The sequence below is a fragment of the Fibrisoma montanum genome (assembly GCF_003583365.1).
In the GTDB taxonomy this organism is placed as follows: domain Bacteria; phylum Bacteroidota; class Bacteroidia; order Cytophagales; family Spirosomataceae; genus Fibrisoma; species Fibrisoma montanum.
Window position 1 is genome coordinate 188,052 of the sequence record NZ_QXED01000003.1, and the last position, 25,279, is coordinate 213,330.

A 25,279-nucleotide genomic window follows, 5' to 3' on the forward strand; every position below is an offset into this window, starting at 1 on the left:
AGTGCACGATTATCGCTATTTTTTTGTATCTTTAAGGAGTCATAGGGTTTGACGGCCCGTGGCTAATCCCGCCTTTTTGTCAACTGTAATAGTTCCGTAATAGTACATGATGAACGAAGAACAGCAGGAACCGATTGAAGACGGCCTGTCGTCATCCGACGATGCCGGCACTGATCAACCCGTTATAACTGATACCACAAACGAAGTCCTCCATGACCAGACCGTCGTGTCGGGTCTGTACGAAAATTACTTTCTCGATTACGCATCGTACGTTATTCTCGAACGGGCCGTTCCGGCCGTCGAAGATGGGCTGAAGCCGGTGCAGCGCCGGATTCTGCACGCCATGAAAGAGATGGACGATGGCCGCTTTAATAAGGTGGCCAACGTGATCGGGCAGACGATGCAGTACCACCCCCACGGCGACGCGTCCATCGGCGAGGCTCTGGTAAACATCGGCCAGAAAGAACTTCTTTTTGATACCCAGGGGAGTTGGGGCGATGTCCGTACCGGCGACGGAGCCGCGGCACCGCGTTATATTGAAGTACGGCTGTCGAAGTTTGCACACGACACGCTGTTCAACGACAAAACCACCGAGTGGCAGTTGTCGTACGATGGCCGGAAGCGCGAGCCGGTAACCCTGCCGGTCAAGTTTCCGCTCCTGCTGGCGCAGGGCGTAGAAGGCATCGCCGTTGGCTTATCGACTAAAATTCTCCCGCATAATTTCAACGAGCTCATCGAGGCTTCCGTTCAGATCCTGAAGGATAAGCCTGTGCAGTTGTTTCCCGACTTCCAGACGGGTGGCCTGGTGGACGTAACGAACTACAACGACGGCCACCGGGGCGGTAAAATCCGGGTCCGGGCGCGCATCGAAGAGGTCGATAAGAAAACCCTGGCCATTCGCGACGTACCGTTTGGGGTGACCACCTCGCAGCTGATCGATTCGATTGTCAAGGCGGCTGAACTGGGCAAGATCCGGATCAAGTCGCCGGCCAAGAACGTAGCCGCCGTGGTCGACAATACGGCCAGGGACGTTGAGATTCTGGTACACCTGCAGCCGGGCGTTTCGCCGGACGTGTCCATTGACGCGCTCTACGCCTTCACCGACTGCGAAGTGTCGATTTCGCCCAACGCCTGCGTAATCATCGGCGATAAGCCCCATTTCGTCAGCGTTACGGATATTCTTCGCGTCAACACGCACCAAACGGTACAGTTGTTGCAACGCGAACTGGAAATCCGGCGTAGTGAACTCATGGAGCGGCTGCTGTACAGCTCGCTCGAAAAGATTTTCATCGAGAACCGGATTTACCGCAAGATTGAGGAGTGCGAAACGTTCGACGCCGTACTGCAGACAATCGATAAGGCGCTGAAGCCGTTCAAGAAGCTGTTTTACCGCGACATCACCGAAGATGACCTGATCCGGCTGACCGAGATCAAGATCAAGCGGATTTCGAAGTACGACGGCTTCAAGGCGGAGGAGCTGATGCGGAAACTGGAGCAGGAACTGGCCGAAACTGAAGACAACCTGGCGAACATTACCCGTTATGCGATCGGCTATTTTCGCGACCTGCAGAAGAAATACGGCAAGGGCCGCGAGCGAAAAACCGAGATTCGGGCGTTCAACACCATCGCTGCGAGCGTGGTGGCCGCTGCCAACCAGAAACTGTACGTCGACCGGGAAGGTGGTTTCATCGGCTATGGGCTGAAAAAAGACGAATACGTCAGCGATTGTTCCGATATCGATGATATCATTGTCTTCCGGCGTGATGGCAAGTGCATGGTGACGAAAATTCAGGAGAAAGTTTTCGTTGGTAAGGATATTCTGTACGTATCGGTCTTTAAGAAGAATGACGAGCGGAAGATTTATAACCTGGTGTACCTGGATGGCAAGTCGGGGATCTCGATGATCAAACGGTTTCCGGTGACGGGGGTGACCCGCGACCGGGAATACGATCTCACGATGGGAAACCCAAAGTCGAAGGTATTGTACTTCAGCGCGAACGATAACGGCGAAGCGGAAGTGATTACCGTCAATCTGACGGCACAGAGTTCGGCGAAAGTAAAGCAGTTTGACTTTGATTTTGCGACGGTCGGCATCAAAAACCGGTCGGCGCAGGGCAATATCCTGACGAAGTACCCCGTGCGGAAGATTACGCAGAAATCGGCCGGTACGTCGACCCTCGGCGGAGTGGATATCTGGTACGACGATCACCTGGGTCGCCTGAACCGCGACGAGCGGGGCCGTTTGCTGGGTAATTTTGATGCCCGGGACAGTATTCTGGTGGTATATACCAACGGGGAGTACGAACTGACGAATTTCGACCTGACCAACCGCTACGAACCGGGCGATATTACCATCCTGACGAAGTTCGATCCGGAAACGGTGCTGTCGGCGATCTACTACGAAGCCAACCAGAAGTCGTGGTACGTTAAGCGGTTCAAGATCGAGACGACCTCGCTGGACAAGAAGTTCAGCTTCATCGGCGACACCAAAGGGTCGCGGCTGCTGGCGGTAACGGCCGACCGGTATCCACGCATCGAGATTGTGCACCAGGTGAAGGAGCGCGGACCGGTTGAGAAGATGGTGCTGGAGCCCGAAGGCTTCATTGAGGTCCGGGGGTGGAAAGCGCTGGGTAACAAGCTGCCGTTTGCTAAACTTAAAGATGTTAAGCTGCTGGCTCCCAAACCGGTACCTGCAGTACCGACGGATATAAAATCCGGCCATGCCAACGGTACACCGCTCGAAACGGTCTTACCGGAGGAAGTAACCGATACTGACGAACCGATGGAAAAGGAGTCAATTCAGTTAGGCTTATTTTCGTAACTTTCGTACCATTAATGAACCCGACGTTGTATACCACCGACTACAGCGGAGATAAACACCACGAGATGACGTGGGTGCGTGCGGTGAAACGACTGGTCAAGGGCGGCATCGTCCTTGGCTTTGTTGGTGTCACAACCGTACTGATCTGCAATTGGTGGGTGGTCTACAGCACCCGGGATCAAATCTACTTCAATATTGATCGGTTGCCGTCCAACGACGTAGGGCTGGTTCTGGGTACCAGCAAGTTTGTCAGGAGTGGTAAGGAAAATCTGTTTTTTCGCTACCGGATGGAGGCTACCGCCCGCCTGTTTAAGGAAGGCAAAGTGAAATACCTGATCCTGAGCGGCAATAATGATTCTGAGTATTACAACGAGCCCGTGGATATGAAACGGGCGCTGCTGAAGCTGGGCGTTCCCGAAACCGTTATGCTGCTCGACTACGCCGGCTACCGTACGTTCGATTCGGTGGTTCGCTGTCGGGAGGTATTCAACCAGCAAAAGATCACCATCATCTCCCAGAATTTTCATAACGCCCGGGCGCTCTATATCGGCAACCACGAAGGAATTGAAGCCGTAGCGTTTGCCGCCCAGGATGTCCCCGATGGTTATTCGCTCAGGACGTTGATCCGCGAGTACCTGGCCCGGCCATACGCTATCCTCGACGTACACATCGTTCGCCCGCAACCGGAAAAAGGGAACTGGGAGCGGAAGAAACCGTCGCCGGCGCAGCCCTGATTTTTCTGCCGGGCAATTCGGTCTGCGGTGGATATGGTTGATTTTCTTAGCTCATAGTAATAAAAAGAAGTAAATAAGCGCTCAACACAAGAAAATTGTGATGAAAAGATATATTTTTAAATTTTTTTAAGAACGATCTGTTAACTTTTGGGCGTCCTACATACCCTGATCACCAGGATCGGTTGCCGACGAACATAAGCCCTACATGCATGCAGGATAATGCCCTCTTTTCAGTAATTGACGCCAAGAAATACCGCCTGAAACGCCAGGTTTTAAACGAGTTGTATCAAGCTGGCCCTCAGTCGATTGCTCAGCTGGCGAAGTTGGTTCACAGTAGCGTGCCGTCCATGACCGCATTGATTGACGAACTGATTCTGGGGGGCTGGGTGCGGGGCATCGGTACCGGCGCTGCGCAGTTTGGCCGGAAACCGTCTTTGTTTGCCCTCAATCCGGAGCAATACGTCATCGTGGTTGTCGACAGTACCGTTCACGACACGAAATTATTCGTATTTAATCTTCTGAATAAGGTTCGGTACCGCGTCGATCTGCCCCTGCAGCTGACGAATTCCGCTCGTTTTGTTGAACAACTGGAAGCACCGCTGCAGACGCTTGCCGACCAGATCAGGGCCGATCGGCTGGTGGTGGTTGGGGTAGGGGCGGCCCTGCCCGGTCTTGTCAATCCGGTTCAGGGCGTTAATCATACGTATCCGGAAATCAGTCAGCCGGAGGGATCGTTGAACCAACTGCTGGAAACCCTCTTTAACGCGCCGGTTTTTTTTATCAACGACACCAAGGCGATTATGCTGGGCGAACACCGGTTCGGCCTGGCGCAGGGACGAAAACACGTCATATCGATGCTGATTGACTGGGGCGTGGGAATGGGCGTAATCATTAACGGCTACATCCTGCAGGGAACCGCCGGCTTTGCGGGCGAACTGGGCCACATCCAGGTAGACCCGGACGGTGAACGCTGTTACTGCGGAAAAATAGGGTGTCTCGACACCCAGGTATCGGCCCCGGCGCTGATCCGGCGGGCGCAGGCCGGTTTACAAAATGGGCGGGTATCGCGGCTTGCCGGGTCCGAGGCCTTAACCATTGAAACCATTATCGGGGAGGCCAACGCCGGCGACGCCTTTGCGATTGAGCTGCTTGACGAAGCCGGCCGGCAACTGGGGCGGGGACTGGCCATTGCCGTGCACTTGTTCAATCCCGAGCTGATCATTGTCAATGGGGTGCTGGCCCAGGCCGAACGGGCCATCATCCGACCCATTGAAGAAGCCATCGACACGTACTGTCTGCCCAACTACCGGGATAACCTGACCGTTGCACTGTCGCAACTGGGCGAAATGGCCAAGCCCTGCGGAGCGCAGGCGTTTGTGATGCAGCAACTGCTGGAGAATGAATTAATTCCCTGATACGCGGGTACCGGGCTGACGACCCACCTCTTAGGTAGGGTAACCTTCTGACCTGTCGTCGAGATTCGGCCGGCTGACAAGCCAAACATACCGGTAGGACTACCGGTTAGGCATGATCTGACGGGCCATACCAGATACGTATCAACGTTACCAGATGTAAGCCGTTAGCCATTTTTCCTGATGGCCTTTCCCGGGGCCGCCGAGGGTATCCCCGCATCTGGAACGGCTCAATCGTTACCCGGCAGTCGGATACGTAGCAGCACAGTCATCCTGCTGGTTAGTCGGGCTGGGGTAAACTGGTAGTGAACCCAAAAATAAACTGGCGGGCTACCGCCTGTTCGTAGTAGTTTTGCCCCCCTGAAATTACCGGGTCCTCCAGTGGATTCACGTTTATGCGGTTTCTGTCAACGCTCTTACTCATTTTCCTCAACGCATCATTCACGTTTGCTCACCTCGGCGGCATTACCGGAACCGTACGTAACGACGCCACCGGGCAACCCCTGCCGGGTGTAACCGTACACCTGACCGGACTGGGCCGGGCAACCGTAACCAACGAACTGGGTCAGTATCGGTTTGTGAACCTGCCACCTGCACCGTACCGCGTCGAGCTTTCGTTCGTGGGCTACCAGACGCAAACCATTGTTGTGGAGGTGAAGGACGACGAGGTGACTACGGTACAGACCCGGCTCACCACCGCATCCATCGCCCTCAACGAAGTGACCGTATCGGCGCTGAAGGCCCACGACCAGCAACTCATCAGCAGTCTCGACATTCGGCTGCGGCCCATCACCAACTCGCAGGAAATCTTGCGGCTCGTGCCGGGGTTGTTCATCGGGCAGCACGCGGGGGGCGGCAAAGCTGAGCAGCTTTTTCTGCGGGGCTTCGACCTCGACCACGGCACCGACATCCGGCTTACGGTCGATGATATGCCGGTCAATATGGTGTCGCACGCGCACGGGCAGGGGTATGCCGACCTGCACTTTGTTATTCCCGAACTAGTGGAAGGGGTTGATTTCGCGAAAGGACCGTACCGAACCGACAAAGGAAACTTCACCACGGCGGGCTGGGCCAACTTCCGCACCCGCACCGCCCTCGACCGCTCCTTTGCTAAACTCGAAGTGGGCCAGTACAACACCATCCGGGCCGTGACAGGCCTGAACCTGCTGGGAGCGAATGGCATATTTAGCAGGAACAAAAATGACGTAGCCCGGACCGGCGACCAGTCGGCTTACGTAGCGTCGGAGTATTCGTTCAGCGATTCGTACTTCGATGCTCCGCAGCACTTTAAGCGGGTCAACGTGTTAGGAAAATACCACGGCCACCTGTCGCCCGGTACCCACCTGACCCTGACGGCATCGACCTTCTGGAGCAAGTGGAACCACTCGGGCCAGATTCCCGACCGGGCCGTTGCCGACGGGCTGATTGGCTTTTTCGGGGCCATCGACCCGACCGAAGGCGGAGAGGCCAGCCGGACCAACCTGAACGCGCAGCTCGTGACGGTGACGCCCCGCGGGCATACCCTCAGGAACCAGTTGTTCTATAGCAACTATAACTTCGAGCTGTATTCCAACTTTACATTTTTCCTCCGCGATTCCATCAACGGCGACCAGATTCGGCAGCGCGAACGGCGGAACCTGTTTGGCTACAACGGGAGCTATGCCATCCAGTCGCAGGTGGGCCGCAGCCAGTGGACAACTACGTTCGGGGCGCAGTATCGGCAGGACCTAACCGGTGCCGGCGCAACGCCCACCGAGTTGTCGTATACCCGCAACCGCACTGAAACCCTGGAACGGGTGCAGTACGGTACCATCAACGAACTCAACGCGGCCCTCTACGCTGATGAGGTGGTGCAGCTATCCGACCGCTTTACGCTCAACGCGGGCCTCCGGTACGACTTTTTCCGCAGCCGGTACACCGATTTACGCCAAAGTCCGGCTACAGGCCGCTCAACCACGCAGGGGATACTGTCGCCCAAGCTGAACCTGTACTACACAGCCAATCCGCGGCTGCAGGTGTATCTGAACACCGGCCGGGGCTTTCACTCGAACGATACGCGGGTGGTTGTGGCGCAGAATGGCCCGCTCCAGCGTACCGGCGAGATGCTGCCGCCAGCTTATGGGTCTGATTTGGGCGTAATTGTCAAGCCGTTTCCGAAACTGCTCATCAACGCGGCTGCCTGGTATTTGTGGCTGGCGCAGGAGTTTGTCTACGTCGGGGATGAGGGCTTGGTGGAACCCAGTGGTCGCTCGCGCCGGATGGGTATTGACGTATCGGCACGGTACCAGCTTACCCGCCACCTGTACGCCGACCTCGACCTCAACACCGCCCGGCCCCGGGCTATCGGAGCGGAAGCCGGCCAGGCGTATCTGCCCCTGGCGCCGGTGTTTACATCCGTGGGCGGGTTGTCACTGCAAAACGCGGGTCCGTGGAGTGGGTCGCTACGGTACCGCTACATCGCCGACCGACCCGCCAACGAAGACAACAGCATCGTAGCGAAGGGGTATTTTGTGAATGACCTGCTGGTCAACTACAGCAGGCGCAAGTACATGCTGAGCCTGTCGGTGCAAAACCTGTTCGATACGCGCTGGAAGGAAACCCAGTTTGCCACCGAAAGCCGTTTGCAGGGCGAAGCGGCCCCAGTCGAGGAGATTCACTTTACACCCGGAACGCCGTTTTTCGCCCGCCTGAGCTGTACGTTCTTCTGGTAGTTTCCGGGTCAATGTCTGAAAAGGGGAAGATCATAGCTTAAAAACGCTAGTATCGACTCAATGATCCAACAGGCTATCCACCTAAGGTTGACCGACCGACTGGATAAGCTGAAGCCAGTCGACGTCTATACGATCAGGAGAAGAAAAGGCCGTAGCGCTTTTACCCCAGCCGGGTGGTTGCTGCTTTTTCAAAAGCAATGGCCTGATTGGTTTTACGACGGTAGAAATCGCGGCATCAGCTGGTCCGGCCAAATCCTCTATGGTAAACCAAACTAGTGGACTGGGGCGCACCGGAATCAATACGAATACTTGCACATTTTGGTGGAACGGTCATGGTAGGTACCTATCTTCGGCTTTTGGGCAAGCATCTGTCAAATCAAGTATCAGCTACTCAATCATCAAGCCATCATCGGATGAGAAACGTTGTTCTAGTCGTTATTACTTTTTTTTCAATAGCCGCGCAGGCCTTCGCGCAATCATCTCCTGGCCCTGGGGTTACCTACACAAATCCGGTTATCGCGGGCGATTTTGCTGATCCATCCGTCGTTCGGGTTGGCGACAGCTATGTTGCCGTTGGTACGTCCTCGGAGTGGGGACCAGCTTATCCCATATATACCTCAAAAGACCTGGTGAACTGGACGTATGTTGGTCCGGTGTTTAACGAATTGCCTCCGTGGACGATGGGCAGCTACTGGGCACCGGAGCTTTTCTATCGGAATGGTACGTACTACGTGTACTATACGGCCCGGCGAAAAACCGACCAGCGTTCGTTTATCGGGGTGGCTACGAGCCGCGACCTGACGAAGGGGTTTACCGACCACGGCTTGTTACTGGAATGGACAAGCGAAGCGATTGATCCCTTTATCGTTGAGGAAGCCGGCCAACTCTTTATTACCTGGAAAGCGTACGGGCTGGATAAAGGCCGGGCTATTGAGATCCTGGGCGCTGAACTATCGGCTGATGGGCTCAAGGTTACGGGACAGGCGTTTTCACTCATACAGGCTGAGCAGGCCAATTGGGAAAAGGGGGGAGTTGAGGGGCAGGCAATTGTCAAACGAGGTCGCTACTATTACATGCTCTATTCGGGCAACGCCTGCTGTGGAGCCCAGTGTAACTACCAGGTAGGTGTGGCTCGTGCCGAAAAACTGCAGGGCCCCTGGGAGAAATATGCCAATAACCCGATGCTGGTCGGTGATAAAAACTGGAAATGCCCGGGTCACGGAACCGTAGTGGTTACGCCCGATCAGCGTTACTTCTATTTACACCATGCCTACAACGGCGACGATTTTACGTTTACCGGTCGTCAGGGTGTGCTGAGTGAGCTGATTTGGGATGATAAAAGCCAATGGCCCGCTTTCCGGTATGGGCACTCAACGCCCATTCGGGCTGAGTCACCGCTTCAGGCAGCGCAGCAACGGAAGATAAACCTGTCCGCTGATTTTAGCCAGGCGGTCAACCCGGTGCCCTGGGTCTGGGATGTGAGTCGTCCCAAGCCAGCGTACAGGGTTCAGCAGGGGCAACTGCAACTGGTCAATGAGGGATCAGATCAGGCGGGTACGTTCCTGGGAGTGGTCGTCAAAAAAGGGACCTATACCCTGTCGGCCGCCATCGAACCCAAGGGGGACCTGCTTCAAAGCTTGTGTTTATACGGTGATGCGCAAAATCAGCTGGGCATCGGGATTCGGCCGGGCGGGGTTGAACTCTGGCAGATCAAAGGGGGAACGCGTCAGGTGCTGAAAACGCAGCCGGTAGCGAACAATAGTCCTTCGGTTACCCTACAAATACGGTGTCAGGGCGGCCGGGATTACGAGTTCGGGTGGCGCACCCGGGAAGGTACGTATGTCCCGCTGACGGATGCTCCGCTGGATGGCTCTTTTCTGCCCCGCTGGGACCGGGCTCCCCGGATCGGAATTGGTCTGAGCGGTAAAGACCAGGGGAGTAGTCGGATTCGTACCCTGACTCTTCGCTACGACGAGTCCTGAGTGGGGTGGTAAGTCCTGTTGTCTTAGCTCAGAGCACCATAGGTACACGTATCGATTCTGGTTTCAGAACGTACCCGACTACATTGATGCCTGTAACCCAGTGACGGTACATTAGCAAGCGTAGGTTACAACGTAATCCCCAACCCGTTACCGCTTTACGTGCTTTAGAATAAGCATGCAGCTAGTGTACAGCTCTGCAATGTGAGTACATCAGGACACCCACCAATACAGAAAAGCCGTCCTGGAGGGGCGGCTTTTCTGTGTCAGTAAGTGATTTTCAGCACGCTTTAGAGCGTGATACAGCAAATAGTATTGATCTGTTACGAAAGATTCGCTTTGAAAAAATCGACGGTACGGTTCCAGGCCAGTTCGGCGGCTGCTTTGTCATACCGCGGGGTGGTGTCATTATGAAAACCGTGGTTGGCGTTCGGATACATGTGAGCCGTGTACGCCTTGTTGTTGGCTTTTAGTGCCGCTTCATAGGCCGGCCAGCCTTCGTTCACGCGTGTGTCGAGGGCTGCGTAGTGCAACAGCAGGGGGGCTTTGATGCTGGCTACGTCCTGGGCCGCCGGCTGGCCGCCATAAAATGGAACCGAGGCCGCCAGATTCGGGATGCGGACCGCCATCATGTTGGCAATCCACCCACCAAAACAAAAACCGACGACCCCAATTTTGCCGTTGCAGTCTTTGTTGCCTTTCAGGTAGTCGAAAGCCGCTATGAAGTCCTCCAGCATCTCGTCGCGGTTGCGTTTGCTTTGCAGTTCACGACCGGCGTCGTCGGTGCCGGGATAACCACCCAGGGGCGTCAGGGCATCCGGCGCAATGGAGATAAACCCGGCCAGAGCCGCCCGTCGGCCTACATCCTCAATGTGCGGATTCAGGCCCCGGTTCTCATGCACGACAATGATCCCGCCCAACGGTTTCTGGGTATTGACCGGCTTCGACAGCAGGGCCTTGATCGAGCCGCCCCCTTTGGGCGATGGGTACGTAACGTAGTCTGATTTCAGACGAGGATCATCGGCTTTGACCTGAATCTGCCCCTTGTAATCGGGCATGAGAAAACTCATCAGGGAAGCCACTGTAATGCCGCCCACGGCGTAGGCCGACAGCTTTTGGGTGAAGTCACGCCGGTCGATGCGGTTGTGGGCGTAGTCATCATAGAGGTCAAACACTTCCTGCTTGAGGTCCTCTTTCTTGATTTGAGACATGGTCGTCTGCGGTACGTATTGGGTTGGATCGAATGAGTTATGGATGCTACTCTCAACGAAAAGCCCCGGTTGTTTTCCGGGATAATCAAATCAAACAAAGCCTGATTCGGCGATTAAGCCAGGGCCTTCCGGGCTTCACGATCAGGGTCGTTCATCAGCACCGGGGTGTCGTCCAGTACCATCGTTTCGCCGTTCTGGCTGGAATAGGGTTTCCAGGTGGGCAAACCACCGCCGTTCGGATTGCCCGTTCGGGCGAAGTTGATAAACGAGCGGGCCATCTTTTCCGACAGCGCCCGGGGGCGTTTGCCACCGCCCGTGTGGGTCAGCATCAGATCGGTGTTGTAAAACCAGAAACAAATGTCGTCGCAGTGGAAAGCCCGCATCCGGCCATCGAACAGGGGCGGCTGCCAGCCGAACCACGCTACGTACACGGGGGCTTTCTGCTGCGCGGCTTTGGCGTCGGCGGCTGCCACGGCGTTCTTGCGGTTCGAAACGACCAGCGACCAGATCTCGATCGGGCGGGCCTTCGGGAACGCTTTTGCGTAGGCATCCACGATGTCGCCGGCTTTATCCCCAAAACGAGGCTTCACTTTCTCTTTGACTTCGGCCAGCGAAATGGTTTCCAGAGCCGCATCCGTCCGGCTGGGGCTTTGTTCGTGGAAGGTAGAGCAGATCAGCAGCGGTATGTTGGCCGAGAAATGGCTTGGATCGCTGAAAAAGGGGCCATCGGCCAGCGTAGCGCCATCGCCCACGGGCGAGAACCCTCCGCGCTGGATGTTCATCCGTTTGGCTTCGTCGGCCATTTTCTCAGCGGCCCGATTAGCAATGTCGATGTACTGCCGCCACGGAATCTGCTGAAGTTTGTCGATCTCGCCGGGCTTCAGGCCGGCTTCTTCCATGACCTTCATTCCCAGTTTTTCGGCGTACTCCCTGTTGGATCCGGCCAGCGAACTGCCGCTCAGGGCCACCGCTTTGTGGAACAGGCCTTTTGCCGAGGGCATGTTCATCAGAGTCGTTACTTTGGCCCCGCCACCCGACTGACCGATGATGGTTACGTTGTTGGGGTCGCCACCAAAATTGGCAATGTTGTTCTTCACCCATTCGAGAGCCGCTACCATGTCCAGATTCCCGACGTTACCCGATGCCGGATGCCCACCGGCGGCTTTCAGGTGCGTGTACCCCAGCGGGCCGAGCCGGTGATTGAGCGAGCAGAACACCACGTTACCCAGCCGGGTCAGGTTTTCGCCGTGGTAGCCGTCCTGCTCAATGCCGTTGCCGTTGGTGAAACCTCCTCCGTGCAGCCAGACGACAACGGGGCGTTTCTGGGTATCCAGCGCCGGTGTCCAGACGTTCAGTTTCAGGCAGTCCTCCGACACATCGTCGTAGTTCCAGTGATCGACAAATGCAGCATACGGATTGGCGTACCGTTTTTCCATGATCTGCGGAGCGGAGTTGCCCCACCAGAGCGCAGGCCGGACATCGGTCCAGGGCGCTGGTTTCTGCGGGGGCATGAACCGGTTCTTGCCCGACGTATCAGCTCCGTAGGGAATGCCCAGAAACTGATGAATACCCCGAAGAATAAACCCCCGGACTTTACCGTATTCGGTGTTGGCAATGGCAATGGTATCGCCCACGAACAGGATTTGCTCGTCGGCGGCTGCCTTGGCCACTTTAGGCGGTTGCAGGGCGGAGGCTTCGGGGGCTACGCCCAGGCCGGCCACGCCAACCCCCAGCGATTGTAAGAAATTTCGTCTCGTCGGTTTCATCGGACTACTATGGTTAAGGTTGACAAGAAGCGCTACCTTCCTCTGACGCAGTTTAAGGTATGCGTATGTTGATAAAGCTATATCTCCCCCGTTTTTACTACTGCAGATTAATAGGGCCACTTTTCTAATCAGCTAAATAAATATTTGAAAGTGAACGGGTTATATTGAGCTTGCAAGCTTAATGTTTGAATTGTTTCCAATTGGAGTAAATTTTTTATAAAGCTGACAAGACATCGGTTTGGTAGATGCGATTTGACGAGCTAACATTAACCTTGTTAGGACAATCAAAAGAACCAATGTATGTTTACTGCTTCTGCTTTATACGTAAAAAGATCATTTGCCAGCAAAGAATGGTTATTCTGAAAACGCCCTCAACGCTTCTAGCAAAAAAGCGTTACGTAACTGCACTCAGGCAGTATCAATTTCATTCGTGCTTTGAATTGATAATTGCACTTTTTGCCCATTATACAAAGGGGAACAGCAATTGGGATGCTCTTCAACTGCTACTTGAGCAAACAGAGTTTACCAATTTTTCAAATCTCGATGATAAACAAATGGTAGAACTACGCCAAACTGCACTTCATGTTTACAACGAATGGAGATATAACATGGACGTTGAACGCTTGAGCTATCTACTTGCTGGTGCCATAAATTGTGGAAAAGTTATACTGATCATCGATGGAATGAAAGTAAACGATATACAGCAGCCTGTTAATTTAACAGATCAATCAGTAATTGCCTTTTTTGATGTAGACCACCTTAAAACTATATCTTTTTTTTCTTACTAAGTATGGAAACCTTGAAACAAGTATTTGCTAACCTTAACTCATCTGATAAAGATATATTCACTGGAGAATTTTCTGATCTCATTTTAGATTGGTTTACGAATTCAAAGTTATCTATTGTAACTTTTGAGCAGAAGTTCTATGAGCCACTATTCAATTCGTGGAAACAAGAATCTTATTTAGGACAAAGAATTGCCAGTTCAAGTTCACTGCAGGCAGCTTATCATCAATTAGCAGCTATTTTATATCTAACTTACCAAACTAAAAATCAGGTTTTTTTTGACCAGCTATTTAAGCAGCTATTTACGGAGAAATCCTACTCTGAGGAAAGGTCATTGATTTATGAATCAATACGGTCGTGTACATCGTTAGTAAGAGGGCTGCCTAATAATTCTTCCTTGCGTTCTTCTGTTGAACTAAGCCGGATGTTGCTTCGTGCTTATCATGCTCTTTGTATTAGAAAAGACCAAAATATTAGTACTCCGTACAATATCGCTTCATCGTTTGTTTATGAAAAGAGAGAACTAACACCGTTAGATATAAATGATTATCTTATTTTTTTAGAAAATGTCAGAGCTCATGGAACTCCTTATATATTTTTAAGAATTGGGTCCGAATTACTTACACACGAACATATTCATCTTAAATCTTGTGTCAAATTCTATAATCAAACTCATCAACCGACACTGAGCACTGAAACTTGCATTCAACTGAGTAATTTTCTAACTTTTAAACAATTACCAATTTTCCTGCGAACCGATTGGAAACAACGTAAAAAGTTAAAAGCTAATAATATAGAAAACTTTGAAACATTTCTTACCTATAGTAGGCAGAATTGGGAAGAGATGTTAATTGCAATTAGTTATTTTTTGAATTATGAATATCTGCACGATGAAGTTAAAGGTATATGGGCAAGTGCTTTAAGTGAACTGTTACGGGGAGTTCAACCACGTCGAGAATGGATGCTATCATTTCTTAGAGCTACACATAAGGTTGATAGCTTTATCATGCAGCATTTAGTGATTCCCTTATTTACAAATATAGCCGATAAGCTGGAGTATACCGACGATTTAGTGTATGAGTTTGAACAGATGCTATTTCAGCCAAAATATTATGGGGAGATCATTTGTAGGCCTGAGGGTATACAAATTTTACGCCAACTAGCCACCCGTATTGACAATATTGATCTGAAGGCTTTGTTTCTAAATCGATTGAATCCATGCCGCATCCACAGCCAGTCTGATACGTTAATATGGTATGAACTCGAGAGAGATAATAATGATAAGAAACACAGTTATTTCCGTAATTTATTAAATGATCTTAGTTTAATAATACCGGCAGCTTTAACAAATGTAAAACGCCCTAATATTTATAATGAAGATGGGGGAACGCTCTTTCATATGAACGTAAATGGGGAAGACGTTCAGATTGACTTCCCGGTGCAGGATATTAATCAGGTATTAAGAAAACAACAGACCGGCTACCGGCTGATTATTATTCCGATTCGTCAGTTAACACTACGTACGCAATACACTGACGGGAAAACCTACACAATTGGCTCACTGGCTTTCATGGCAGAGTCGGAGTATCAATATTTTGTAAATACCTATCTGGCAGTACGGTTTCCAAATTTGCTTTCATTAGACCTATATGCTCTACTTAATTTTGACAATCAAAATAAAATTCCGTTTCATCAACTTAAAGAGCAGGTTTTGCAACGGGTAGAACCAACTAACTCTAATCGGTTCCTGAGTGATGTCAACTGGGGTTGGTTCAAGGAGCGCTACATAAATGGTCTAAATAGCAGGGAGAGTTGGTATAGAATTATGGATTTCCTCATTAGCACTCCTGCTTCCAAATCTCCAACAATCAAATGGTTGACCGAAGCTAAACGCCATGTGACGCAATTCGGCGAGGAACGATTTTTCCAGGAGTTACGTGTTCTGATGACAGACTCGGGCAAGGAGGAATTTTGGTATCTGGACGTAAATCGAAACACAATCAAGGCATTTATCTGGCTATGTGTTCATTACACCACCGAAAACTCGTTGCAGATTGTACGAATGATCGTCGAGGAGGCATACACTAAAATTAGCGGTATCGGCCCCCGTTGTACTTCCTTAGGAAATCTGGGTCTTGATAGCCTTGCCCGTTCTGGTAAACTAGCCGCGTTTGGAGTATTGTGTCTTATGAAGACAAAGTCACGGTATAACCGATTTACTGTTCAGATAGAAAAAGCAATTGCTCTCTTTATTGCAAATTCAAACGTAGACGAAGAGTTGCTAAGCGATCAGTCAATTCCTGTTTATAGTTTTTCTGCTCAAAGCAGAAAAACTATTTTTTTGGAGGATTATCGCTTGGAGCTATCAGTTCGTGGTATGAAACTATACAAGGAGTGGTACGATCTGTCGGGAAAAAAATTAAAAACTACTCCTAAACTTAAGCTTGACCTACGCGAAATTGATGCAGAAGTCAAACAGGTACATGGAGTACTCAGTGACATTCAAAAGCGATTACGGACATATTGGCTTAACGATCGTCGATGGAAAGGGGCTGATTGGAAAACGTATCTTTATTCTCATCCACTTGTTCGTCCGGTAATAACTCATATGATCTGGCGCAATCAGACAACACAACAGGATTTTGTCATTGAAGACGCTGGGCTTTTCAGCCTAAGCGGAGAGCCGGTTGCACTACAGGATGATGACATAGTGTTATTGTGGCACCCTTTATTGAGTGACCGACAGACTATCCAGCAATGGCAACAACTCTTTTGGCAGCGTGAAATACTACAGCCTGAACGACAGGCCTTTCGTGAATTTTATCCTTTTTCAGAGACAGAAGCGAATTTGGTGAGCACAATGCGGTTTAGCGGCCATTTTCTACAGGTGAACAAATTAATGGCAATAGCTAATAATTTAGGTTGGACCTTTACTTATGTTCATGAAGGTGCAAGCTGGCCGCGTCGTTACGTTAAAGCACTAGATATAACGGCTCACCTAATTTGCGACTATGATCGAAATGACCTTTATATTCCAACAAAAGAGCTTGTATTTACTAGAGGTAATACAGTTAAACTGGATGAATCAAGGTCTGCATGGAACCAAGTGCAAATTCGTGATTTACCACCAACAGCATTATCCGAATTATGCCGTGATATTGACTTATTTATTGCATCAACAAGCATTGCTGATGATTCAGTACTTTCTGGTAGCCGGTCAGATTTAGGAGCTTATCGGATTTCTTATCAATCTGGATTATTTTCAGAAAATGCATCAGGGAAAATTAGGCAGCAAATTCTGACTTGGCTTCTGCCGGAACTGGGTTTACAGAATGTTAGTTTTCAGGGAAATTATTTATGCTTCAACGGGAAGTTAAATGCATACCGAATTAATTTGGGTAGCGGGTTTGCTCAAATAAAAGACAGCGGCAAGCACATAAATCTGTTACCGTCTCAGAATGCTAAACCCAGCAGTAAGATTCAGTTACCTATTGAAGATGATCCCACGTTGACAATTATTATAGCTAAAACTTTATTCCTTTACAATGACTCATCAATCAAAGACGAATCTATCAAAAGCCAGTTAACTTAAAATATACTGCGGTAGCTAATGGGTTGGGGCGTCGCAATTGTAAGAAAGTTGAGTTAAAAGAGTGGTACTAGGGGATCAAATATGCAACTCTTTAACTATCTTATATGATACTTGTGTTTTACAATTGCTACTCAATTGCGTCCGAAACTTTTACGAGCGAAAGTACTATATTTTTTTAAGAAACGGCTAAAGTAATTTGGGTGCTCGAAGTAGAGGACGCGACAATGTTGATTTTGTAGGTGAGGTACTTGCGGGCTTAGCTGACAAGGTGTTTCTCTGCACTAGTTGGGAGTCGGACTTGCCCACGATGAGTTTAGGTGCACTGGTGTAAAGGCCATTTCGTCGGTAACTGGTCAGTGGTGAGTGTAGTTCTGCTGCTCTCATATCTGGTGCTGGATTTCCGTAAATACTGAGTATCGAGACTGGTGGAGATGCTTTGCCGCCAGAGCATAGTTCCAAAACCAAGCAGTAAGTGATGGGATGAGCTCTAGCTTTACTACATTGGCTATCAAGCTGGATGATATACAATATATACCGACAAAGCCCGGGCGAAGCAACAGCGTTTCATCGAGATGTTCGCTTTGTACCCAACTAACAGCGTACACATTGACAGTAGTCGGTCTTAAATTGGAGGTAATCTGAAGTGCACAAATACTGATTTGTAGCGGAGTACTGAGGCTTTTGATATAATAAGTGTTGTGTCTGGCGCAAGTTTTCCCAAATGTTCTTTAGGTGAAATAACGATACGTAATTTGGTGTTCTGAATATATAGAGTTTATATTGTAGCCTTCCAACTATACGATTACGTTAGTCTATGAACAAATCAATTCTGGTGTCCGTAGTATCCCTGATGAGCCTGGCTGTGGCCTGTACCCAAAACTCGCAGGACCTGTCGACCCCGCAGCCGGCACCCGTAACGTCGTCCGTCTATACCGAAGCGACTGCGGAACCTGCCACCGCAGCACCGGCGCCATCCGGTGCGGGTGCCCGCACCGCCAACGCAACGACTGCCCAGCAGCAGGAGGTGTTGCAGTACATCAACCAGGCCCGCTCCAAGCCCTGCCAGTGTGGTTCAACTACGTATCCGGCTGTGCCGTCCCTGACGCTGAACGCGCAGCTCAATGCCGCGTCGGACAAGCACGCTGTTGATATGGCGACCTACAATTACTTCAGTCACACCGGCCGGGATGGGTCGCGCCCCTGGGATCGTATGACGCGTGAGGGGTACGTCTGGCGGGCCGCCGGCGAAAACATTGCGGCCGGATACACAACTCCCCGGGCGGTGGTTGACGGCTGGCTGAAATCGCCGGGTCACTGCGCCAATATCATGAGCGCAAATTTTAAAGAGATTGGTATCGGGTACGGCTACTCAACGACGAGTACGTATAAGCACTACTGGGTTACTGATTTCGGCACCAAACGGTAAACCGTACCGGACCTTCTTATTTATATATGCCAACGCCCCGATGATGTCGGGGCGTTGGCGTAGGTAGTCGGAAAGATAGGGCTATACGGACTGTTGTTCATACATCCGCCGGAGTTTGTCGCGCGTCCGTTTCAGCCGCATTTTTACCGTGCTTTCATTGAGATCAAGCCGTTGGGCAATGGTCCGGATGTCAAGTTCCTCCTCGTATCGTAGTCGCAGCAACTGTGTTTCCTCGGCTGAAATACCAGTCAGCACATACGCCAGTTGCTGTAGTTGCCCATGAACCGGATCGACTTCGGCGTCGGCCAGATGATCATGTTCCTGGTCGAGCGCGATGGTTGTCGTCCGGTTGGCCTGGCGCAACTGATCCATGCAGTAGTTGTAGGAAATCGAGTACAGCCAGGTTGAGAAAGTCGATTTCTCCTGAAAACGCCCCAGGTTACCGAATACCCGCAGAAAAATGTCGTGGGTGAAGTCTTCCGCCTGCGTAGCATCCTTTGTCAGCGACAAACACCGCCGGTAGACCTTGTTGACGTACCGGTTGTAGAGGGTTTCGAAATAATCGCTCTTCTGGGTGTTAAGGTACAAACGAATTAATTCTTCGTCTTTGACCTGTGGACTAGACATTCAGCTCAGTAATTAGGTTAGTTAACGTTTGTCAAAGTTTTGACAGTCAGGCAGTACCGAAGTTGTTACGTTCGTTGAGCGGATACGGTGGAGGTTCAGGATCTTGTCCGACACAGCTGGAAACCAGACCGGTTTGAACTAAGGGCGGTCAATTCATCAAACGTGACAGCTAAAGTATACTATGGGTTACAAATCTGCAAGCTAATGGTTGTCAGCCCGGGTGAGAATTTTTTTTCTGGTAGTATAAGTAAACAGTGGATCGCTCGGCCGGGTGGCCGGAACCCTGTTTTTGCGGCTGTTTATGTTTCGCGAACGTTGATTAATAACGTACCTTTGTTCGCCATTACCCGATCACGGGAGTGCCTGGGAAATGGGGAATGATTTCATTAATCTTGCCAGAACGCTCGAAGCTTTACGCTGCGAAACCGGACCGGCTTTTTTCTACTATTGACAATTCGGCTGTTTCAATACGATATGGTGCCTAACGACGAACTGATACGAATCATTGATTTATTAAATACAACCTACGAGAGCGAAGAAGCCTGGCATGGCCCATCGGTTGTTGAGGTGCTGCGGGGCGTTACGCCCGATATGGCCGGCCGACGAATTACACCGAATACGCATTCCATCGCTGAACTGGTTTTCCACATGACGAGCTGGCGGATCTTCTGCGTGAAAAAAATGCAGGGCGACGCTACGTTCGACATCACGACTCCTGAAAAAAACTTCGGTTCGTTTCCCGATAAGATCGATGATTTCGAGTGGGAGGCTTTACAGATGGAGCTGAGTCTGAGCCAGGAAGAACTGATTAATGAACTGGATAAACGCGACGACGACGAGTTTCTGGAAGATATTGTTCCCGGCCGCGACTATACGTATTATGACATGCTGCACGGCATCGTCAACCATGACCTGTACCATACCGGCCAGATCATGATCCTCAAAAAAGCGCTGACTTTCAAAGGCGCCGGCTCCCATTTTCAGGATAGCGAAGGCGACGAATTCGGCCCGCAATACGGCGACGGTTTCGAACACGACGATTATTATTGATACTCATGATTGAAGGAAGGCATTGGTGCCTGATTGAATCGGATCACAAACCGTCAGTTAGACACCAATGCCTTCCTTCATTCCTTTTATGAACTACTGGTTAGTAAAATCCGAGCCGGATGCATACGGCTGGCATCACTTCACCGAACAGGGGCGGGCCGTGTGGGACGGGGTCCGAAATTACCAGGCCCGCAATAACCTGCAGGCCATGCGTACAGGAGATCAGGTTCTGTTTTACCACAGCGTGACCGGTATGGCGGTGGTTGGTCTGGCGCAGGTCGTTCGGGAGGCTTATCCCGATCCGACCGTTCCCGATGATCCTCGCTGGGTCGTGGTCGAACTTGAGCCGCTGATGGCCTTTGATCGGCCCGTTCCCCTGGCCCGGATCAAGGCGGATCCGCTGCTGCAAAACATGGCCCTGATTCGTCAATCCCGGCTCTCGGTGATGCCCGTCCGCCCCGACGAGTTTGAGTTAATCCTGGCACTGGGAAAATAGGCTTACAGTTTGTGGTTGAGTGGTTTGTAGTTAAGTAGTTTGTGGGTTGACGTTTCTGGTTCAGACTCAGCCTTCGCTTACCCACTACCTACAAACCATAAACCACAAACCGAGAACCGTAAACCAACAATCGATTGATACAATTGCTTACCCCCGGGCCCTGGGCAGAGTACGAACTGCTCGACTCGGGTAATTTTCAGAAACTGGAGCGGTTTGGTTCCTACATTCTGGACCGGCCCGAGCCCCAGGCGATCTGGGACAAATCCCTGTCGGATCAGGAATGGGCGCGGCAGGCACACGCTACGTTCCGGCGCGACCGGCAGTCGCCCGAACGGGGCGACTGGCAAACCCGGCCCGATATGCGTGACCCCTGGTTTGTGTCGTTTCGCGAGGGCGAACTTGCTCTGCGGTTCAAATTGTCGCTGACGTCGTTCAAACACGTTGGGCTGTTTCCCGAGCAGGCCACCAACTGGACGTATATCCACGACAAACTCCGGGCGATGCCGGTGAACAGGCCCCGGGTGCTGAACCTGTTCGCCTATACCGGCGCGGCTTCGCTGGCGGCCCGGCAGGCCGGGGCCGACGTTACGCACGTCGATTCCGTTCGGCAGGTGATCAGCTGGGCCCGCGAAAATATGGATTACAGCAGTCTGGATAATATCCGCTGGGTGGTTGAAGACGCCTTGAAGTTCGTCCGGCGCGAAGTCCGGCGCGGAAACACGTATAACGGGCTGATTCTGGACCCGCCCGCCTACGGACGCGGCCCCGAAGGCGAGAAATGGGTGCTGGAAGAACACCTGAACGACCTGCTGAAAGCCTGCGCCGATCTGCTCGACCGCACGGATTTCTTTTTCATCATCAACCTGTACTCGCTGGGGTTTTCGTCGCTGATCGTCGACAACCTGATCCGGCAGGTGTTCGGCCAGGTGCCCAATGCCGAATGGGGGGAGCTGTATCTGGACGATTCCTTTCAAAAGCGACTGCCGCTGGGGGTGTTTTTTCGGTTTGCTTCCGTGTAAATGTGTAAGTTTACGGTATCCATAGCCGGGATAGAGCAAACCCCGGACTGGCCAGTCAACTCAGTCATTACGTTATCAAATCAATTATGCGCGTTTATCTGCTGACCTTCCTGCTGGCTCTGGTGCTCGCAGCCTGTGGCAGCGATAACCGCCGGACGGCCCGGATTCCACCTCTGCCTCCGCCGGGCGACAGTACCCGGACGGCCGCTGCGCTGCGGGCCTTGACGCTGGCGATCAACCAGACCTCTCCGGCTTCGGCCTTTGCCAAGCGAGCCGTGCTGCTGCTGGCCATGGGGCGGGTCAACGATGCCCTTGAGGACATCAACCGGGCCATCAGCCGCAACGACAACGTCGGGTCTTACTACCTGACGCGGGCGCAGATTCTGCGGGCGTTGCAGCAACCCGCCAAGGCCCTCGAAAGTGCGCAGCGGGCCGAAATCCTGGGCGTTGATACCCCCGAACTGTACACGCTTCAGGGGGATCTGCTGCAGCAGCAGAACGACTTCGGAAAGGCCCGGCTGTACATCGCCAAAGCCCTGCAAATGGCACCGTTTGAAGGTGAAGCGTACTTCTTCAATGGGCTGATCGCGGCCCGGCAGGGCGATACCACGCAGGCGCTGGCGCATTACCAGCAATCGCTCAGGCTAAAGCCGCGCTACCTCGAAACCTACAACCAACTGGCTGCGGTGTACCGGTCGCTGGGCGACCACCCCTCGGCGCTGGCGTATAATAACCGGGCTATCTCGTATTTTCCCGACAATCCCCGGCTGTACTACGGCCGCGGGCTGATCTACCACGTCGTCGGTGAACTCGACAGTGCCACGGTCTGTTATCAACGTGCGGTGCAACTGCAGCCGACCTATTATCAGGCCTTTTTTCAGCTTGGGCTGATCTTTCAGAAATACCGCAATTACTACGGCGCCCTGACGCATTACCAGCGGGTGCAGCAACTGCGGCCCCAATTCCCGCGAATCGATACGTACATCGGCTTCTGCCACGAACGGATGGGCCAGTTCGAACTCGCGATTGCGTCGTACACAAAAGCGACCCGGAGCAACCCCGCTGATCAGCAGGCAGCCGCCGGCCTCGGGCGGTCGGAGCGCCGGATGTACGTGCAAAACTCGTATAACTCATTATTTTTGCCGGAAACCAAGCCGGAAAAGGAACTGGCACCTACGCGATCGCGGCCCGTTCTGGACACGAGCCGGTTCCGGATTTCAACCATACAGCCGAAAGCCAGGCTATCGACCCGAAGCGATTCGCTTCAGCGTACGGTGCGACCCATCGGCGGAAACTGAAGGATATAGGCTGTACGAGTGGGGGGGGCGGTTTATATGATTCCCTAACCAGCCGCTCTGCCTCGTGCCCTGTATATTCATACAAAGTGGCCTGCAGTTGTAGGTAGGCTGCGGATACCAACTATAACAACCAAGTACATGACTGCGCAGGACGTAATGATCCGCGTGACGCTGCCCGACGGGAGCGTTCGGGAGTATCCGAAAGGGAGCACCGGCCTTGAGATTGCCGCCCAAATCAGCGAAGGACTGGCCCGCAACGTGCTGGCAGCCAAAGTGAATGGTGTCGTACAGGATGCGACCCGTCCGATTGATACCGATGCAACGGTACAGTTGCTGACGTGGAACGATCCCGAAGGCAAAGCCACGTTCTGGCACTCGTCGGCCCACCTGCTGGCCGAAGCCCTCGAAAGCCTGTATCCCGGGGTAAAGTTTGGCATCGGTCCCGCCATCGAAACCGGTTTCTACTACGATGTTGACCTGAATGGGCAGCATTTTTCGCAGGACGATTTCAGGAAGGTAGAAGACAAAATGCTCGAACTGGCCCGGCAGAAAAACGCCTACGTGCGCAAGCCGGTTGGCAAGGCCGACGCCATTGCGTATTTCGAGGAGAAAGGGGATCCGTACAAGATTGATCTGCTGCAGGGCCTCGAAGACGGCAGTATTACGTTTTACACCCAGGGCGGCTTTACGGACCTGTGCCGGGGACCGCACATCCCCAATACCGGTTTCATCAAAGCCGCCAGGCTGATGAACGTAGCGGGGGCCTACTGGCGCGGGGACGAAAAGAACAAGATGCTGACCCGCATCTACGCCGTTACGTTCCCGAAGCAGAAAGAACTCGACGACTACCTGCACCTGCTGGAGGAAGCCAAAAAGCGGGATCACCGCAAGCTGGGCAAGGAACTCGACCTGTTTGCTTTTTCGGAGAAGGTAGGTCAGGGTTTACCGCTGTGGTTACCCAAAGGAGCGCTGGTGCGTGAGCGGCTGGAAAACTTCCTGCGCCGGGCCCAGGTTCGTGCCGGTTACCAGCCCGTGGTGACGCCCCATATCGGCAGCAAGCAGCTGTACGTAACCTCGGGGCACTGGGAGAAATACGGTAAGGATTCGTTCCAGCCGATTCATACCCCCGACGAGGATGAAGAGTTCCTGCTGAAGCCGATGAACTGCCCGCACCACTGCGAGATTTATAAGACCAAGCCCCGGTCGTACCGCGACCTGCCGCTGCGGCTGGCCGAATTCGGTACGGTGTACCGCTACGAACAGTCGGGAGAGCTGCACGGCCTAACGCGGGTACGGGGCTTTACGCAGGACGACGCGCACATTTTCTGCCGCCCCGACCAGGTAAAGGACGAGTTCATGAAAGTGATTGACCTGGTGCTCTACGTATTCAAGTCGCTCGGCTTCAATGATTACAGCGCTCAGGTATCGTTACGCGACCCCGAAAACCGCGAAAAATACATCGGATCAGACGAGTTGTGGGAGCGGGCTGAGTCGGCCATTATCGAAGCGGCTGCCGAAAAGGGCCTGACTACGGTTATGGAACTGGGCGAAGCGGCTTTCTATGGCCCGAAACTCGACTTCATGGTACGCGACGCCCTCGGCCGGAAATGGCAGCTGGGTACGATCCAGGTGGACTATAACCTGCCGAACCGGTTTGAACTGGAATACGTCGGGGCTGATAACCAGAAGCACCGGCCGGTGATGATCCACCGCGCTCCTTTCGGATCGATGGAGCGGTTCATCGCCATTCTGATCGAAAACACGGCCGGGAACTTCCCGCTGTGGCTGTCGCCGGATCAGATTGCGATCCTGCCGATTTCGGAGAAATACGAAGACTACGCGAACGACCTGTTCTTCGCCTTGCAGGAGCACGACATCCGGGGGTTTGTCGATTTGCGCGACGAGAAAATTGGCCGGAAGATCCGGGATGCCGAAGTGAATAAAGTGCCGTATATGCTCATCGTCGGCGAGAAGGAGCAGGCTGACGGAACGATTTCGGTACGCCGGAAAGGCGGGGCCGCAACCGGGCAGGGGGGCGACCTGGGCAGCATGAGCGTCGATGCGTTTGTAGCCCTGTTTCAGCAGGAAGTGAAGCTGTAAGTACAGAAGAAGCTGTTTGAGTGAATCGCCCTGGCCGTAAAGCGCGTTGCGTTTCCCGGCTAGGGCGAACTCAAACCGCTTCTGAACTCAATAGCCGCCAATTCCGCTGGTTTTCGCCGATGAAGGAATCGGTAGCAACCGGCAAACACTGGCAATTGACATTTCATTAATTTAAACCCGCTTGTATTGCGCTGTATCAGGGAATTTTTTAGTTTACCGGAAACTTTTACAAACTCCCGACGTTATCACTG

Annotated in this window: 16 protein-coding genes; 13 read left to right on the plus strand and 3 right to left on the minus strand. The window is 52.4% G+C overall.

The features are described 5' to 3' along the window. Positions 1-106: 106 nt before the first annotated feature. The 5 genes from DYU11_RS10705 (at position 107) to DYU11_RS10730 (ending at position 9,660) form a co-directional block, all read left to right on the plus strand. Positions 107-2,821: a DNA gyrase/topoisomerase IV subunit A gene (locus tag DYU11_RS10705; RefSeq protein WP_119667679.1), complete on the plus strand. Its 2,715-nt coding sequence runs from the start codon at positions 107-109 to the stop codon at positions 2,819-2,821. A 14-nt stretch (positions 2,822-2,835) separates the two neighbouring features. Then, positions 2,836-3,555, plus strand: coding sequence for a SanA/YdcF family protein (locus DYU11_RS10710; protein WP_199736706.1), 720 nt, complete (start codon positions 2,836-2,838; stop codon positions 3,553-3,555). Positions 3,556-3,764: 209 nt separating this feature from the next. Beyond that, the gene (locus DYU11_RS10715; RefSeq protein WP_119667680.1) at positions 3,765-4,970 is read left to right on the plus strand and encodes an ROK family transcriptional regulator; all 1,206 of its coding nucleotides are present in this window, start codon (positions 3,765-3,767) and stop codon (positions 4,968-4,970) included. A 392-nt stretch (positions 4,971-5,362) separates the two neighbouring features. Beyond that, positions 5,363-7,678 (plus strand): TonB-dependent receptor, encoded by a 2,316-nt coding sequence (locus DYU11_RS10720; protein ID WP_119667681.1) that lies wholly within the window; start codon positions 5,363-5,365, stop codon positions 7,676-7,678. Positions 7,679-8,091: 413 nt separating this feature from the next. Next, positions 8,092-9,660: a glycoside hydrolase family 43 protein gene (locus DYU11_RS10730; RefSeq protein ID WP_119667683.1), complete on the plus strand. Its 1,569-nt coding sequence runs from the start codon at positions 8,092-8,094 to the stop codon at positions 9,658-9,660. A gap of 320 nt (positions 9,661-9,980) precedes the next feature. Here the strand turns inward: DYU11_RS10730 and DYU11_RS10735 are convergent, their stop codons facing one another. Both DYU11_RS10735 and DYU11_RS10740 read right to left on the minus strand, forming a co-directional pair. Beyond that, positions 9,981-10,868, minus strand: coding sequence for a dienelactone hydrolase family protein (locus DYU11_RS10735; protein ID WP_119667684.1), 888 nt, complete (start codon positions 10,866-10,868; stop codon positions 9,981-9,983). Between the two features lie 113 nt (positions 10,869-10,981). Beyond that, entirely contained in the window at positions 10,982-12,634 is a 1,653-nt protein-coding gene (locus tag DYU11_RS10740; RefSeq protein WP_119667685.1) for a carboxylesterase/lipase family protein, read from the minus strand. A gap of 245 nt (positions 12,635-12,879) precedes the next feature. Between DYU11_RS10740 and DYU11_RS10745 the strand changes: the two genes are divergently transcribed. The 3 genes from DYU11_RS10745 to DYU11_RS10755 all read left to right on the plus strand — a co-directional run bounded on the left by DYU11_RS10745 (position 12,880) and on the right by DYU11_RS10755 (position 18,438). Continuing rightward, positions 12,880-13,422, plus strand: coding sequence for a hypothetical protein (locus DYU11_RS10745; protein WP_147367917.1), 543 nt, complete (start codon positions 12,880-12,882; stop codon positions 13,420-13,422). 2 nt (positions 13,423-13,424) lie between these two features. Beyond that, positions 13,425-17,012 (plus strand): DUF4132 domain-containing protein, encoded by a 3,588-nt coding sequence (locus DYU11_RS10750; protein ID WP_119667687.1) that lies wholly within the window; start codon positions 13,425-13,427, stop codon positions 17,010-17,012. A gap of 814 nt (positions 17,013-17,826) precedes the next feature. Further along, positions 17,827-18,438, plus strand: a complete 612-nt coding sequence (locus tag DYU11_RS10755; RefSeq protein ID WP_119667688.1) for a CAP domain-containing protein — start codon at positions 17,827-17,829, stop codon at positions 18,436-18,438. Between the two features lie 81 nt (positions 18,439-18,519). On the opposite strand, the gene DYU11_RS10760 is transcribed toward DYU11_RS10755, so the two are convergent. Next, positions 18,520-19,065, minus strand: a complete 546-nt coding sequence (locus tag DYU11_RS10760; RefSeq protein ID WP_119667689.1) for an RNA polymerase sigma factor — start codon at positions 19,063-19,065, stop codon at positions 18,520-18,522. A gap of 474 nt (positions 19,066-19,539) precedes the next feature. Here DYU11_RS10760 and DYU11_RS10765 point away from each other — a divergent pair, with 474 nt between their 5' ends. The 5 genes from DYU11_RS10765 (at position 19,540) to thrS (ending at position 25,028) form a co-directional block, all read left to right on the plus strand. Then, positions 19,540-20,115: a DinB family protein gene (locus DYU11_RS10765; protein ID WP_119668292.1), complete on the plus strand. Its 576-nt coding sequence runs from the start codon at positions 19,540-19,542 to the stop codon at positions 20,113-20,115. An 88-nt stretch (positions 20,116-20,203) separates the two neighbouring features. Then, entirely contained in the window at positions 20,204-20,611 is a 408-nt protein-coding gene (locus DYU11_RS10770; RefSeq protein WP_119668293.1) for an EVE domain-containing protein, read from the plus strand. Positions 20,612-20,748: 137 nt separating this feature from the next. Then, positions 20,749-21,630 (plus strand): class I SAM-dependent methyltransferase, encoded by an 882-nt coding sequence (locus DYU11_RS10775; RefSeq protein ID WP_119668294.1) that lies wholly within the window; start codon positions 20,749-20,751, stop codon positions 21,628-21,630. A gap of 86 nt (positions 21,631-21,716) precedes the next feature. Beyond that, positions 21,717-22,928 carry a tetratricopeptide repeat protein gene (locus DYU11_RS10780; protein WP_119667690.1) on the plus strand — a complete coding sequence of 404 codons (1,212 nt, stop codon included), beginning with the start codon at positions 21,717-21,719 and terminating at the stop codon, positions 22,926-22,928. Between the two features lie 138 nt (positions 22,929-23,066). Then, positions 23,067-25,028 carry a threonine--tRNA ligase gene (thrS, locus tag DYU11_RS10785; RefSeq protein WP_119667691.1) on the plus strand — a complete coding sequence of 654 codons (1,962 nt, stop codon included), beginning with the start codon at positions 23,067-23,069 and terminating at the stop codon, positions 25,026-25,028. Positions 25,029-25,279: the final 251 nt, after the last annotated feature.